Below are 14,824 nucleotides of genomic sequence, written 5' to 3' on the forward strand. Positions count from 1 at the left end.
CTCGACTCATGGGTTCGGCACGTCCGCGCAGCTGTCCGCGGGGTAGCCGTAGATCGTGTTCCGCCCGGTCAGGACGGACGAGATGGTGGCCGGCTTGGACGACGCGCGCTGGGCGGGGTCCTTCACCTGGAACGTGACGGTGACGGTCTGGCCCTTCGCCGGGTCGGTCTGCAGGAAGGGCGGCCAGGTCGCAGGGTCGCCGAGGTTCACGGCCTTGGCGGGCGCCACGATGTTGCGGGCGACGACGGCCCACGGCTCGACGCCGCCGGTCGAGGCCCACTGGGGCTTCCACGACCGGTACTCGAGCAGGCCGTACGGCGACCCGGTCGGGAACCGGACGCGCCACTGGACGCACTGGTAGACGCCGTCGGTCTGCGTGTAGACCCGCAGCGAGTACGACGCCGGCACTCCCGAGTCGGCCGAGCTCTCCGACGCGGGGTTCGAGATGACGTTGCCCGACCGCACCTGCCGGTCGATCTGCATCAGGCCCAGCTGGACCTGGTCGACCGCTCGCGTGCGCGCCAGGTTGTCCTTCGTCTGGAGGCTGATGGTGATCAGGACCGAGAACACGATCACCAGAAGACCGGCGAACAGCGACATCGCGACGATGAGCTCGACGAGCGTCCAGCCGCTCTCGCCCGCGGGCCTGCGCCGGCGCGCCCACGCCTCACGCACTGGGGGCCGCCTTGTACGACGCGCTCGCGTGCGTGCCGCCGACCACCGTCACCGACGTGAACGAGACGGGCTGCGAGCCCGAGGTCACCGTCCAGGTCGTCGAGACCGTGACCGTGCCGACCGCGGCGTCGATCGAGCAGTCGGCCGTCTTGCAGGCGGCCGGGTCGGGGTTCGAGGCGACCGTCGTGGCGGGCGTGACGGTCACGATCGCGTACGCGGTCACCGTGCTGCCGCTCCCCGACCACGTCGCCGTGCCCGAGGTGACGGTCGACGCGTCGGCGGGACCGATCGGGACAGCCTGGTACGTCGAGCCGTTCCACACCTGGAGCGTGCCCTGCCGCGTCGTGCTCGCCGCGGACGTGCGCTGGGACGTGCCCCGCTCGGTCACGATCGAGTCGCTGTAGCCGGAGAGCTTGACGAGACCGCCGCTGGGGCCCGTGCTCCCCCACCCCGCGGCACCGAAGGTCAGCGTGCCGACGGTCTGCTTGGCGGTCGCGGCGACGCAGCCGGCGCCGGAGATCGTCGCGCAGCCGGTCGCGGTGGTTCCGTTCGCGGTGAGGAAGCGCGCGCCGAGCGCCTGCTGCGTGCCTCCGCCCCCGTCCGCGTAGACGGTGAAGGTGGTGCCGCCGATCTTCATGGTCGCCGTCGTCCCGGTCCCGTCGTTCGAGCGGTTGAGCGCGCACGGCTGCGCCGCCGGTACGCCCGTGTCGCACGAGGTCGTCGTCGATGCCCGCGCGAGCGTGGACGTGCCCGTCGACGGCGCGACCAGGAGCTGCACACCACCGGACGACCAGCTGGTGCTGGTCGTCGCGCCGATCCGGCTGACGTCGGCGGGGTTCGTCGGCGGCGCGCCCGAGGCGCCGATGTCGTCGGACGCCGCGTTCGTCACCTGGTCCTGCCCGGTCGCGACCGACGCGATGCCGGGGTCGACGCTCGTGACGACCGCGCCGGCCTGCGACCCCGCCGCCTCGACGCGCGTGATCTGCTGCGACGTCACGTCGGCGCCGACCGCGGTCCCGAGCAGCGACGCGGACGAGTAGCCGGTGCCGTCGATGATGGCGACGCCCGGGGTGGTCGCGCTCAGCGTCGTCCGTGGGCCCTGCGCCCCGGCGCCGCTCGAGGTGATCGCCTGGCAGGCGCCGAGGAAGGGCTGCGTCGACTCCGAACCGCAGTCGCCGTCCGGCGAGTACGCCTGCGAGCGCACGACGATCGCGTCGGACGAGCTCGAGGAGTTCTTGGCCCAGGTGGTGATGACGGTCAGCGTCAGGACCTGGTCGGCCGACACCGAGCCCGCGGTCACGTAGGCGCGGGACACGAACCGCGAGCCGGGTATCGCGGGGTCGACGTCCGTCGTCTTGTTCGTCCCGCCGGCACCCGACAGCGGGACCGCGGTGGTCGACTGGCTGCTGTCGGTCACGAGGGTCTCGTTGATCGACGGAGCCTTCGCCGGGTGCAGCTTGCCGGACGCGATGTTCGGGTCCCCGCCTGCCGCGGCCGCGAAGCCCGGGCTCAGGCCTTTGCTCAGGGTGGCCCACGGCAGCGCGCGGAGCTCCTCCATCACCTTGTTCGCGTAGGCGGTCGCCTGCGTCCGCTCACGCGTCTGGGCGTTGGTGACGAGCGCCTTCGTCTGCACCACCATGAGCACGAGCAGCACGACGGTGATGACCGCCATCGCCGCCAGGAGCTCGACGAGAGTGAACCCCGATTCGTCGCCGCCCGGCCGGAGCCGACGGGAGGGCGAACCGCCTCGACGCATGCCTCGACACCCCTCTCCGGCACGGCTCGAGCGCGCCGCGCACATGGGATGTCTCGGCAGGTCAGGCACCTGTCATGAGCCCGAACGGTCAACACACAGTCACGTTGCAGGAAACGGGCGTCCGATCACGGACAAACCACCGCGATCCCCCGGGCGAACCCGCCCGCCGTCTCAGTTCCTGAGCGACTGGGGGGTCCGCACCTCCCCGAAGTAGCGCTGCTTCCACTGGGCGGTGACCCAGTGCGGGAAGTACGGCGGGGACGAGTACACGAGCCGCTTGTCGTACACGTAGTTCTTCAGGTAGCCGGGACCGCTCGCACCGCTCTGGCCGACGATGCCGCGCCAGCGCTGGGCGATCGAGCCGTTGACCTGCAGCAGCCCGAGGTGGGAGCCCTTCGCGTACTGCTGCACGTAGAACGAGTGCTGCAGCGTCTGGATCGACCCCATGATGTTCACGCCGGCGACCACGACGCCGCCCGTCGGGTCCGCGTAGTCGCGCGGCCAGCCGGACACGTCCGTGCCGACCTCGGTCGCCGAGGTGTTCCACTTGCACGTGCTCGACGGGCAGCCCGTGCTCGGACCGGTCACCTTCATCATCCACGGGTGGAAGATCTCGACGGAGTTCGTCGCGACGAGGCCGAGCATGTCCGAGCCGTTGAGGCCGCCGGCCAGCACCAGGTCGCCCGTCACGACGACGGACTGCGCCGACGCGAGCGACACGCGGCCCTTGACGACGCCCTCGACGTAGAGGTTGCCCTCCTGGCAGAACTTGTTCGTCTCGGTCATCGTCTGGTCGTAGGTGTACGAGTCGTTGTTGACCGTCGGCTTGCCCGCGGCCTTCGTCTTGGTGAACGTGCCGAGCGGCAGCGTCGCGCCCGTCGGGCCGCCGAGCTGGCCGGCGTCGCACTGCGTGTGTGCCAGGCCCGTGGCGTCGGCCGAGACGTAGACGACCTCGTTGTTCGGCACCGGCACCGTCGTGCCGGCCGCAGAGCCGAGCGCGGGGAACGCGCCGCAGTTCGGGTCGGCGGTGTCGCCCGGGCCCCGGATCGAGAGCGGCGCCTTCCCGCCGCCGTTGAGCGAGCTGTTCCAGACGGTCATCGTGCCGTTCGCGTTGAACACGATCCGCGTCGACCCGTAGTAGTGGCACCCGGGGTCGTTGGCGAACTGCGCCGAGGTGTCGTCCAGGTACTGCGGCTTGGAGTAGTTGGGCTGCTTGCCGAAGTTCGCCGTGCTACCCGATCGCAGGCAGCTGTTCCACGTCGACTTCGTCGCAGTGACCGAGTCGCACGGCGGGTTCGACGACGTGAACGCGCTCGTGAACGTCGCGCCGGACGACAGGACGGCGTCGTTGGAGAACACCGGCCCGCTCAGCGTGTCACCGGTGACGAAGGTGATCTCCACGCACCCGCTGCGCCCCGCGTAGAAGTACTTGGCGCTCGAGTACCCCGCGCCGCCGCAGGATGCGGAGGGCGTCGTCGGGTAGGCCTGCTTGTTGGACGGGTCCGCCGACTCGAAGTCGGTGTAGTAGACGTAGTCGGTCGACGACCCCTTGCCGACGGTCGCCTGGATCGACCGGTACTCGCCGTTCGCGCGCCCGGTCACAGTGAGCACGACCGGGCCGCCGTTGACCGCGTCGGACGAGTCGAACGAGTAGTGGAAGTACGCCGCCTTGTCGCCGGTGACGCCGGGCCGGACGGGCTCCCAGCCGTTGGCCGTCGCCGCGTTCCAGCCGCACGCCGCGCCGCCGGCCTGGGCCGGGCCCTTGAGCGCCGCGTTGGTGCAGTCGGCCGTCTTCCAGTAGGTGTCGTTCGCGTTGAGGTGCGACACGAAGTCGTCGACCCCGGCCTGCGCCGCGGCCATGGCTGATCCGTGGTCGGCGTCGAAGCGCGCGAGCGTCGTCGACTGGCCCACGTACGCCAGAGCGGTCAGGGCCAGCATCGCGAGGATGAGCATCGTGCCGACCACGAAGACGAGGGCCATGCCCTCGTCGTCGCGGCGGCGCAGCAGGTGCCTCATGGGTTCACGTCCTGCTTCTCGTTGATGGACGCCTGGACGTTCGGGAGGGAGACGCGCTGGATGTAGGTGGTCGAGTGGATCTTCGGCGAGCTCTTGACGGTCACGGTGAGCTCGACCGCCGCCACCTTGGCCAGGTCGTCGGAGGAGAGGCCGGTGCTGCCGGGGTTCAGCGCGTTGCCGTTCTCGTCGTAGTACGCGAACACCGCCGCACCCGAGCCGACGACGCCCTCGGCGATCGTGTGCTTCTTCAGACGCTTCTTGCACGCGGCCGTCGCCCCCGACGCCTCGGCGTCGCAGTACGTGTAGTAGCCGCCGGCCAGCGCGACGCTCGCGCTGTCGGGGACCTGGATCCTCTCGACGAGCGCCCCCGCGTTCGGGCCGGAGGTCGTCAGCACGTAGGACACCTGGCTCGGGCCGACGGTGTTCCCCGGGTTGTTGAGGTTCGCGTAGAAGCGCACCGTGAACTTCTGCCCGAGCAGGAACGCCTTGTCCTCGCACGCCGTCTTGTCGGCGCAGTTGGTGATCAGCTGGCTCGGCAGGACGGCGGTGCGCAGCGTCTTGGTCATCGCCTCGCTCGCGACGCGGCCGACGTCGACCTGGTCCTGGCGGGTCATCGTGTCGGCGTTGGCCCGCGTGAACCCGATCGAGATCGTCACGACCGCCATCAGGATCAGCGAGAGCAGCGTCATCGAGACGAGCAGCTCCGCGAGCGTCGTCCCCTCGTCGGTCCGCTCCGTCCGCTCGGGCCGCACAGCCCGGAGGAGCCGGCGCATCACTTGCCCACCATCGAGGCCGACGCGGTCGAGGGTCCGACCGAGAAGCTCCCCACCGAGACGCAGCTGTTGCTGGTGGTGGCGGTGCTCAGCGACTGGAACGCCTTGTACGTCTTGGTGGTCGACGGACGCGGGATCGTCAGGCTCAGCGACTGCGGCGTGGTCGTCGTCGCCGAGCTGGAGATCCAGTAGCTCGAGCCCGCCGGCGGCGTGATCGACGACTTGAGGCAGGTCGGGCTGCCCGACGTCCCGTCGATGACGAAGAAGTAGTAGTTCTTCGTCATGCCGGTGAGCGTCAGCGTCGTCGTCGCCGACCACGCCACCGGGTTGTTCTGCCCGTAGATGATCGTCGTCGGGCTCGAGACGTTCGGGTAGGCGGTGCACGTCGAGCCGTCCGCGCTGCCCTGCCAGAAGTACCAGACACCGGCGGGGAGCTTCGCGGTGCCGCTCCGCGCGGTGTCGATGTTGACCGCGAGCGTGCCGTAGCCGCTCGGGCAGGTCGTCGGCGACGACGTGATGCCCGCCTTGGCCTGGTTGAGCGCCCACACCGTGCCGCCGGGAGCGCCCGAGATCGAGATCGTGGTGTTCGCCAGCACGACGGGGTCGTTGGTGCCGCTCGCGAACGGCACGTCGACCGGCCCGCTCGCGCACTTGAACGTCGCGCCCGAGAAGTACAGGTCGTACTCCCCCGGCATGGCGTCGAACGTGGCCGTCGTGCCCGAGGCGGACGCGGTCTGCGTGCCCGACGGCGCACAGCTGGTGGCGGTCACCGCGGTCCCGGTGGGCACCGCGTAGACGGTCGTCGTGCCGTCGGGCAGGTTCTGCACCGGCACGCTGGCCATCGTGAAGGGGACGTCGAGCGTGATCGCGCCGTCCGCGAGGAGCTCCTGGACCGTGTAGCCGGCCAGCGGCGGGACCGTCCCGAAGTACGCGCCGTAGGTCGTGGGCCACAGGTTGGTGAACGTGGTCTTGACGGTCGAGACGGTCTTGGTCACCGCGCCGGTGGCGCCCGAGTACTCGGACGCGACCAGCGTCACCTTGGATCCCGCCACCTGCGCGTCTGTGAGCGGCGTTCCGTCGTCACGCACGAGGGTGACGATCGCCTTGCCGGGCTTCGCGATCGAGAACGACGCGCCGCTGTAGAGCGTGCCCTGCTTGATGATGCCCGTGCTCTTGCTCGGGTTGGTGGTCCCCGAGATGTCGATGTAGGACGAGTCGGCGATCTGGACGGTGTAGGTCGTGCCGGTCGAGGCGGCGGGGGTGACGGGCAGGACGACGCACCCCGTGTCGTCGGTCTTGCCGGTGACCGTTCCGCTCCCGGTCGCCGAGACCGCCACGTTCGCCAGCGGCTTGTCGTCCTGGTCGCGCACCTTGGCGGCGATGTAGGCCGTCTTGTCGGAGAGGCCCAGGTCCTTCTCGGGAGCGAGCCGCGTCGACACCGTGACGGGTCGGGCCTGGCCCATGTCCTCCCACGTCACCTTCACGGTCACCGTCAGCGCGGGGTACACGACCGCGGCGCCGCCCTCGCACGCCGACGCACCGCTGCCCGTGGCGTTCCACTGGGCCGAGCGCGTCACGGTGTACGGGCGACCGTCCACGACGAGCGGCTGACCGGCGGTGCCGCCCTGGAGCGGGTACGCGTCGACCACCGTGCCGGCGTTCGCGACGGCGAGGGGGCCGGCGTCGGTCGCGGTGAACTGCTGGCGGACCATCTCGATCTCGCGGTCCGCGAGGTTGGAGGCCGCGATGCGGCTACGGTTCGCGACCCCGGCGCCCTGCGCCTGGAGGATCACGGCGATGACCGCGAGCGAGACGACCGCGAGGATCACCATCGCGACGACGAGCTCGATCAGCGTGAAGCCACGCTCTCGGACGTCGGTGTCCGGTCTTGCCGCGGCCAGCGTTCCGCGCATCTGGGGCCCCTGGGGTGGTCGGAGCATTGCGAGGGATGTCGGAGTTGGTGCTCCGGGTACACCAGTGGGGCGGAGGCTGGGCCCCCGCCCCACTGGAAGGTGGTGCTAGATCAGCAGGTGCCCTCTTCGAGGCCGCCCTCAGCCGAGTACTTGTAGCCGGTCACGGCCTTGTCACCCTTGGCGTCGGTGACGTAGACGCACCACGTCTGGTCGTCCGCGGCGTTCGTCAGGCCACCGAAGCGGACGTTCTTCGAGCGGTTGCCGATGTCGGTGCCGTTGACCTGCCACTTGTTGCCGTTCTCGCCGGCGGTGACCTGGGTCGTGCCGTCCCAGTCGACGAAGTAGGTCGCGATCTCCTTGCCGAGCGTCGAGACGTCAGCCTTGGCCGCCGTGTCCTCGGCCTTCTTGCGCTGGTTCAGGAACACCGGGATCGCGATCGCCGCGAGGATGCCGATGATGATCATGACGACGAGGAGCTCGATAAGGGTGAAGCCCTTGTCCTTCTCCTCCATGGACTTACGGATGCGAGCCATCATTGCGAGCTCCCCAGGTCAGTCGGGACGGATTCGTTGTCACATTCAGCCCGGCCGGAGGGCCGGTTCAGTCATGCAATGCGGTCATCGGACGCGAAACGGGGCGACTTGAGCCGAAGCCCGAGCCGCCCCGCGATTCACCCGTGCGGAGCAACCCGCACGCGTGAACGTCACTGGATGATGCTGAAGATGCTGAAGATCGGCATGTAGAGCGCGACGATCATGCCGCCGATGATCGCGCCGATGACGACGATCATCAGGGGCTCGATCAGGCTCGTGAGCTGCTCGGTCGTCGCCTCGACCTCGTCGTCGTAGAAGTCGGCGACCTTCTCGAGCATGGTGTCGAGCGCACCGGTGTCCTCACCGACGGCCATCATCTGCACGACCATGGGCGGGAAGATCGGGTGCTCGGACAACGGGCCGGCGAGCGACTCGCCCTTTCTGACCGATTCCTGGACGGCTTTCGCGGCCCTTTCCACGACCAGGTTGCCGCTCGTCTCGCCGACGATGTCGAGCGCCTGGAGCAACGGCACGCCCGAATGGATCATCGTGCCGAAGTTGCGCGTGAAGCGCGCCACGGCGATCTTGCGGAACAGGCCGCCGAACACCGGGACCTTGAGCTTCCAGGGATCGAGCTTCTCGCGGATCATCTTGTCGTTCTTGTGGCGGCGCCACCACACCATGAAGACGATGAAGCCGACCACGAGCGGCACGATGCCGACCTTCATGATGTTCGAGAGCACCACGAGGATGCGGGTCGGCAGGGGCAGCGTCCCGCCGAGGCTCGCGAACATGTTCGCGAAGATCGGCACGATGAAGAGCAGCATGCCGATGACGGCGAGCACCGCGATGATGAACACGACCACGGGGTAGGTCATCGCCGACTTGATCTTGTTCGTCAGCTTGACCTCGGCCTCGAAGTTGTCGGCCACCGAGATGAGCGCCTTGTCGAGGAAGCCACCGACCTCGCCGGCCTTGACCATGTTGATCATCAGCGGCGGGAACACGGCCTCGTGCTTGCCGAGCGCGATCGAGAAGGCGGTGCCCACCTCGACCTCGTTGCGGACCTGGGCGATCACCTTGGCGAGCGCCTTGGACTCCGTCTGGTCCGCCAGGATCGACAGCGCGCGCAGCAGCGACAGACCCGCGTCGATCATCGTCGCGAGCTGCCGCGACATCACCGCCAGGTCCTTGCGCGAGATCTTGTTGCCGCCGAAGCCCGGGATGCTGATCTCGGCGTTGAGGCCACCCGTGTTGACCTCGGAGATCGAGATCGCCGCGAGCCCCATCTCTCGAAGGCGGTTCGCGACCGCCGCCTGGTTCGGCGCCTCGACGCGGCCCTTGACGACCTTGCCGCCACGGTCGCGGACCGCGTACTCGTAGGTCTTCGTCGCGGTCGCCATCACAGACCACCCATCCCGGCGCCGACCGCCGACGCGTCACCCAGGCCGGCCGCACCCTGCGTGCCGCCGGAGAACCGCCCGGTCAGGCGGTTGTAGTCCTCGATGTGGTGGCACTTCTCGAGGCCGACCTCGTACGTGATCTTCCCGTCCTTGACGAGCTCCGCGAGGTGCTGGTCCATCGTGTGCATGCCCTGCTTCGCGCCGGCCTGCATCGCCGAGTAGATCTGGTGCGTCTTGCCCTCGCGGATCAGGTTCCGGATGGCGGGCGTCGCGACCAGGACCTCGGTGGCGACGGCGCGCCCCGGCTGGTCGGACCGCTTGCACAGCGTCTGGCAGACGACGCCCTGGATCGCGCCCGCGAGCTGCGTGCGCACCTGCGCCTGCTGGTGGGCAGGGAACACGTCGATCACGCGGTCGATGCTCTGCGCGGCGTCCTGCGTGTGCAGCGTCGCGAACACGAGGTGACCGGTCTCGGCCGCGGTGAGCGCCACGGAGATCGTCTCGAGGTCACGCATCTCGCCGACCAGGATGATGTCGGGGTCCTGACGGAGCACGTGCTTGAGCGCGTTGGCGAACGAGAGCGTGTCCTGCCCCACCTCGCGCTGGTTGATCAGCGACTTCTTGTGGCGGTGGAGGAACTCGATGGGGTCCTCGACCGTCATGATGTGGTCGCTGCGCGTGCGGTTGGCGAGGTCGATGATCGACGCGAGCGTCGTCGACTTGCCGGAACCCGTCGGGCCCGTGACGAGCACGAGGCCACGCGGCAGGCCGGCGAACGTGCCGACCACCGCCGGGACGCCGAGCTTCTCGAGCTCCTTGATCTCGTAGGGGATCACGCGGAACGCGGCGCCGATGGACTCGCGCTGCTGGTAGATGTTCACGCGGAACCGCGCGAGCCCGCGCACCGAGTACGAGAAGTCGAGCTCGAGGTTCGTCTCGAACGTCTCGCGCTGCTTCTGCGTGAGGATCGCGTAGATCGTCCGGCGCAGGTTGTCCGGCGTCATGACGCCGAAGCCCTCGATCGCCTGCAGCGAGCCGGAGATGCGGACCATCGGCGCCGAGCCGGTCGTCAGGTGCACGTCGGAGGCGTTGAGGCGCACCATCTCGGTGAGGACCTCGTCGATCGGCAGGTCGCCCTCCTGCGCCGCCTGGCCGACGCCCGAGCGCACGCGGTCGCGGCGTCCGTCGGCGGGCTTGGCGGCGGCCGCCGTCGCGGCGGGCTGCTGCGGCGCGGGAGCCTCGGGTGCCGCGCTGGGCGCGGGCTCGGCGGCGGGCAGGAAGACGGGCGCGCCGCCCGCGGGCGCACCGAACGCGGGAGGGGCGGGCGGCGCGGCCGCGGCACGCGCGGCGGCGACCGACGTGGGCGGCGGGCCGGCCTGCGCCGGGACGAAGGGCGCGACGGGGTTGCCGTTCGCGTCGAACTCGCGCGTCGGCGTCGACTGGTACGCGGGACCGAGCGAGGACGCGGCGATCTGACCCGGGTTCAACGTGCCCGGGCCGACGTCGAGGCCGCGCGCCGGCGGCGGCTGGAACTGGCCGCCGGGGGCGCCTGCGGGCGGGGCCGGGTACGCGGCCTGGGCTGGCGCGGCGGGCGCGCCGTACCCCGGCTGCGGCGCTGCGGGCTGCGGGTAGGCGGGCGGGGCCACCTGGCTCTGGGACGGGACCGGCGAGAACACCGTCTGCCCCGGCACCGGACCCGGCGCGCCCGACTGCGGCCCCGCGGGCCGGTAGGGCGGCAGCGGTCGGGCCGGCTCGCCGCCGGGTCCCTGGTAGGAGTCGCTCACGTCATCCCCTTCGCCTGGTGCGACCGTGCGTCTGCGTGCGGAACTGCGACGACGTGCGACGACACAGCGTCCGCTCTCGTCGGTTCATCGGCCGCCGACGTGCCCGACTTGAGCGCGGACGTCACGTTGCGTGGGGCGTCGCGGGGGCGCTCCGCGCGGGCTCAGGCGACGACGCGGAGGATCTCCTCGATCGTCGTCTGGCCGAGGGCGACCTTGTGCCAGCCGTCGTCGCGGAGCGTGATCATGCCCTGCTTGACGGCGGTCGTGCCGATGTCCGCGCTCGACGAGTGGGCGACGGCGTGCCGCTCGATCTCCTCGGTCACCGTCATGACCTCGTGGAGCGCGAGGCGACCGCGGTAGCCGGTGCGCGAGCACGCGACGCAGCCGCCGGGGCGGAACAGCTCCGGCAGGGGCTCCCCCGGCATCCACGGGAACCGCGCGGCCAGCATCTCCTCGGGCGTCGGCTGGTACGGCTGCTTGCACTTGGAGCACAGGCGCCGCGCGAGCCGCTGGGCGACGACGCAGTCCAGCGCCGAGCCCACGAGGAACGGCTCGATGCCCATCTCCGTCAGACGCGTGACGGCAGAGGGCGCGTCGTTCGTGTGCAGCGTCGACAGCACGAGGTGACCGGTGAGGGCCGCCTCGACCGCGATCTGCGCCGTCTCGTGGTCACGGATCTCACCGAGCAGCACCACGTCCGGGTCGGACCGCAGGATCGAGCGCAGCGCCGCGGCGAACGTCAGGCCCGCCTTCGGGTTCACCTGCACCTGGTTGATGCCCGGGAGTCGGTACTCGACCGGGTCCTCGACCGTGATGACGTTGATCTCGGGACGTGAGACCGCGTTCAGCGTCGCGTACAGCGTGGTCGACTTGCCCGACCCGGTCGGGCCGGTGACGAGGATCATCCCGTAGGGCTTCTGGTACGACTCGCGGTACCGCTCGTAGTTGTGGTCGAGGAAGCTCAGGTCGCGCAGGTCGAGGCTCGCGGTCGAGTTGTCGAGGATGCGCATCACGATCTTCTCGCCCCACACCGTCGGCAGCGTCGCCACGCGGAGGTCGATCTTGCGACCGTTGTGGTTGATCGACATGCGGCCGTCCTGCGGCTTGCGCTTCTCGGCGATGTCGATGTCGCTCATGATCTTGACGCGGCTGATGACGCCGCCCTGGATGTTCTTCGGCGCGCGCTGCGTCTCCTTGAGCACGCCGTCGATGCGGTACCGCACGAGGAGGTCGTGCTCGGCCGGCTCGATGTGGATGTCCGAGGCGCGGTCGGTGATCGCCTGCGTGACGATGAGGTTGACGAACCGGACGATCGGCGCGTCGTCGTCGCCGATCTCGTTGAGCTTGCTGAGGTCCTGCGACGGCTCGGCCTCGACCTCCTCGAACGCCTGCGAGAGGTCTTCCATCTCGTCGTCGGCGCGGCAGAACCGGTCGATCGCGCGCAGCAGGTTCTCGTGCGTCGCGATCACCGCCACGACCTGGCGGCGCGACATGGTCCGCACGTCGTCGACGGCCATCACGTTGCCGGGGTCAGCGGTGGCGAGGAGCAGGTTGGGGCCGTCGAAGCCGATCGGCAGGACGCTGTACCGGCGGCACAGGGCACCCGGCACGAGGGTCACCGCGGTTCGGTCCACGGGGTACTCGTCGAGGTCGACGAACGCCATGCCGACCTGCGCCGCGAGGGCGCGCACGAGCTGCGCCTCGGTGAGGATGCCGAGCTCGACGAGCGTGCGCCCGAGCGACGCTCCCCCGGCCATCTGCTCGTCGAGCGCGGCCAGGAGCTGCGCCTCGGTGACGAGTCCTTCGTCGAGCAGGATCTCCCCGAGCTGCTTCACGCGCGACCTCCGCCTGATGACGGGCCGCGAGATCGGCCCTCATCGGTGCATCGGCACGCGCGCGCAGGACTTGAGCGCTTCCACCCGGCCGGGTCGACCGTCGGGCGGACATCCCCCGGTCGGTCGACCGTCCGGCGGACGTCCCGCGGTCGGTCGACCGTCCGGTGGACGTCCCGCGGTCGGCGGCGGCCTACGCGGCGAGGACCGCCTCGAGCGCCGCGGACATCGCGCCGACCGGCCCAGGCCGGCCCGTCATCAGCCGGACCTGCTCCGCCGCCTGGTGCAGCAGCATCCGCTCGCCCCCGACGGCCACCCCGCCGGCCCGCTCCCACGCGGCCTGCAGAGCGGTCGGTCGCGGGTCGTACGCGACGTCGAGCAGCACGCCCCTCGGCGTCCCGTCGAGCGTCGCGGCGAGGGTGTCCGCCGCGTGCGGCGGGAGGGTCGAGACCACGACGTCCGCTCCGCCGAGACGTGCGGCCGCCTCGTCGAGCGACCGGAACACCGGCGTGACGCCCATCCGGTGCGCCGCCCGCATCAGACCGCCGGCGCGCGCCTGCGACCGGACGAGGACCGTCGCGCTGGGGCAGCCGAGCTGCGCGAGCGCCGCGAGCGTCGACGCGGCCGTGGCGCCCCCGCCGAGCACGACGGCGCGCCCGGCTCGCGTCAGCCCGCCCTCGGCCAGCGCGGCGACGATGCCGTGCACGTCGGTGTTCGCGCCGGTCAGCACGCGCGACGCCCCCGCGCCCTGGATGAGCACCGTGTTGACGGCGCCGACCACCAGGGCGAGGGGCTCGACGTGGTGGAGCAGCGGCAGCACCGTCTGCTTGAGCGGCATCGTCAGGCTGAGCCCGGCCCACGAGGAGTCGAGCCCCGCGACGAAGGCCGCCAGCGCGTCCTCGGTGACGTCGACCGCCTCGTAGCGCCACGACGCCAGCCCGAGGTCCGCGTACGCGGCCCGGTGCAGCACCGGGGACAGCGAGTGCGCGATCGGGTGGCCGAGCACGGCGGCTCGGCGCACGTCGTGCTCCGTCACGCGCCGCTCAGCCGCCGTAGCCCGGGTGGGCCTTCTGCCACGCGCGCAGCTCGGCCACGCAGGCGCTGAACCCGGTGGCGTTCTCGGCGAACTTCGTCTCGCCCGTCTCGAGGTTCACGGTGCACCAGAACATCCACGGGCCGTTCGCGGGGTGCATCGCGGCCTGGATCGACTTCTCACCGGGAGACGCGATGGGCGTCGGCGGAAGCCCGGTCCGGGCACCGGTGCTCCACTTGTTCGACAGGTCCTTGGTCTGCGCGAGCGTCGGCGCGCCGCTGATCCCGAGACCGTAGGACGTCGTGGAGTCGATGCCGAGCGCGATGCCCTGATCGAGCCGGTTGTCGATGACGCGCGCCATCTTCGGCCGGTCGACGTCGTGCTTCGCCTCGCGCTCGATGAGCGACGCCTTGTTCAGCACCGTCTCCCACTGCGACTGCGGCACGTCGTTCGCCTTGAGCACCTGGACGGTCTTGGCCGTCATCTGCTTCAGCACGTCCGCGGCGCTCGTTCCCGGCTCCACGTCGTACGTCGCCGGGAACAGCCAGCCCTCGACCTTGCCCTTCGCCTGGGCCGGGAGCCCGATCGCGGACGGGTCGGTCGCGGCCTTCTCCAGGTCCTTGACGGGGATGAGCGTCGTGGCGTTGATCTTGTCGTAGATCTGCGCGGCCGTGAGGCCCTCGGCGACGGTCACACGCATGGTCGCCTTGGTCGACGGGTTGAGCAGCGCGCCGACCGCGTCGGACGCGCGCATGCCGAGGAGCAGGTTGTACGTGCCCGGCTGGATCGAGGCGGCGTCCGCGTTGGCCGCGAACGCCTTGTTGAAGGCGCCGGTCGACGCGACGACCCCGGCGTCGACCAGCCGGCGGCCCATCATCGCCCCGGTGTCACCGGGCTTGATGACGACCTGCACGGCCGAGCTGCCCGGGCCGGGGAAGTCCGTCACGTCCTTGCTGCTGGAACCGCTCCCGCCGAACATGTCGCCCGCCACGGAGTACACGACGTAGCCGGCTCCGGCGACGAGCAGGAGCGCCACGACGAGCACCCACACGGACCGACGGCGTCGCCGCTTGCGGTCCCGGTGGTCGCGCTGACGTCCGGCGGAG

General features: G+C 70.5%; 11 protein-coding genes. All 11 read right to left on the minus strand.

Annotation, left to right across the window (positions count from 1 at the left end; all coding sequences use genetic code 11):
• Positions 1–6: 6 nt before the first annotated feature.
• The 11 genes from QRT04_RS00545 to mltG all read right to left on the minus strand — a co-directional run bounded on the left by QRT04_RS00545 (position 7) and on the right by mltG (position 14,754).
• The gene (locus QRT04_RS00545; RefSeq protein WP_289452933.1) at positions 7–675 is read right to left on the minus strand and encodes a PulJ/GspJ family protein; all 669 of its coding nucleotides are present in this window, start codon (positions 673–675) and stop codon (positions 7–9) included.
• A complete protein-coding gene (locus tag QRT04_RS00550) occupies positions 668–2,476 on the minus strand; it encodes a prepilin-type N-terminal cleavage/methylation domain-containing protein (protein WP_326522444.1) in 1,809 nt (602 codons plus the stop codon). The genes QRT04_RS00545 and QRT04_RS00550 overlap by 8 nt, the downstream gene beginning before the upstream one ends.
• A gap of 126 nt (positions 2,477–2,602) precedes the next feature.
• A complete protein-coding gene (locus QRT04_RS00555) occupies positions 2,603–4,447 on the minus strand; it encodes a hypothetical protein (RefSeq protein WP_289452935.1) in 1,845 nt (614 codons plus the stop codon).
• Positions 4,444–5,220 (minus strand): PulJ/GspJ family protein, encoded by a 777-nt coding sequence (locus tag QRT04_RS00560; RefSeq protein WP_289452936.1) that lies wholly within the window; start codon positions 5,218–5,220, stop codon positions 4,444–4,446. The genes QRT04_RS00555 and QRT04_RS00560 overlap by 4 nt, the downstream gene beginning before the upstream one ends.
• A complete protein-coding gene (locus tag QRT04_RS00565; RefSeq protein WP_289452937.1) occupies positions 5,220–7,133 on the minus strand; it encodes a prepilin-type N-terminal cleavage/methylation domain-containing protein in 1,914 nt (637 codons plus the stop codon). The genes QRT04_RS00560 and QRT04_RS00565 overlap by 1 nt, the downstream gene beginning before the upstream one ends.
• A 110-nt stretch (positions 7,134–7,243) precedes the next feature.
• On the minus strand, positions 7,244–7,666 hold the full coding sequence (locus QRT04_RS00570) for a type II secretion system protein (protein WP_289452938.1): 423 nt from the start codon (positions 7,664–7,666) through the stop codon (positions 7,244–7,246).
• Positions 7,667–7,836: 170 nt separating this feature from the next.
• On the minus strand, positions 7,837–9,069 hold the full coding sequence (locus QRT04_RS00575) for a type II secretion system F family protein (protein ID WP_289452939.1): 1,233 nt from the start codon (positions 9,067–9,069) through the stop codon (positions 7,837–7,839).
• Positions 9,069–10,853: a type IV pilus twitching motility protein PilT gene (locus tag QRT04_RS00580; RefSeq protein WP_289452940.1), complete on the minus strand. Its 1,785-nt coding sequence runs from the start codon at positions 10,851–10,853 to the stop codon at positions 9,069–9,071. The genes QRT04_RS00575 and QRT04_RS00580 overlap by 1 nt, the downstream gene beginning before the upstream one ends.
• Positions 10,854–11,014: 161 nt before the next feature.
• On the minus strand, positions 11,015–12,688 hold the full coding sequence (locus QRT04_RS00585) for a GspE/PulE family protein (RefSeq protein ID WP_289452941.1): 1,674 nt from the start codon (positions 12,686–12,688) through the stop codon (positions 11,015–11,017).
• 190 nt (positions 12,689–12,878) lie between these two features.
• Complete coding sequence (locus tag QRT04_RS00590; RefSeq protein ID WP_289452942.1) at positions 12,879–13,706, minus strand: shikimate dehydrogenase; 828 nt, start codon at positions 13,704–13,706, stop codon at positions 12,879–12,881.
• A gap of 22 nt (positions 13,707–13,728) precedes the next feature.
• Positions 13,729–14,754: an endolytic transglycosylase MltG gene (gene mltG / locus QRT04_RS00595; RefSeq protein WP_289452943.1), complete on the minus strand. Its 1,026-nt coding sequence runs from the start codon at positions 14,752–14,754 to the stop codon at positions 13,729–13,731.
• Between the last annotated feature and the right edge of the window lie 70 nt (positions 14,755–14,824).

This window comes from Cellulomonas alba, assembly GCF_030362835.1.
Taxonomy (GTDB): Bacteria; Actinomycetota; Actinomycetes; order Actinomycetales; family Cellulomonadaceae; genus Cellulomonas; species Cellulomonas alba.

Bases quoted from the DNA above. Each gene is read 5' to 3' on its own strand.
- QRT04_RS00555 (WP_289452935.1), bottom strand. From the start codon at position 4,447: ATGAGGCACCTGCTGCGCCGCCGCGACGACGAGGGCATGGCCCTCGTC.
- QRT04_RS00575 (WP_289452939.1), bottom strand. From the start codon at position 9,069: ATGGCGACCGCGACGAAGACCTACGAGTACGCGGTCCGCGACCGTGGC.
- QRT04_RS00560 (WP_289452936.1), bottom strand. From the start codon at position 5,220: ATGCGCCGGCTCCTCCGGGCTGTGCGGCCCGAGCGGACGGAGCGGACC.
- QRT04_RS00550 (WP_326522444.1), bottom strand. From the start codon at position 2,476: ATGTGCGCGGCGCGCTCGAGCCGTGCCGGAGAGGGGTGTCGAGGCATG.
- QRT04_RS00570 (WP_289452938.1), bottom strand. From the start codon at position 7,666: ATGGCTCGCATCCGTAAGTCCATGGAGGAGAAGGACAAGGGCTTCACC.
- QRT04_RS00565 (WP_289452937.1), bottom strand. From the start codon at position 7,133: ATGCGCGGAACGCTGGCCGCGGCAAGACCGGACACCGACGTCCGAGAG.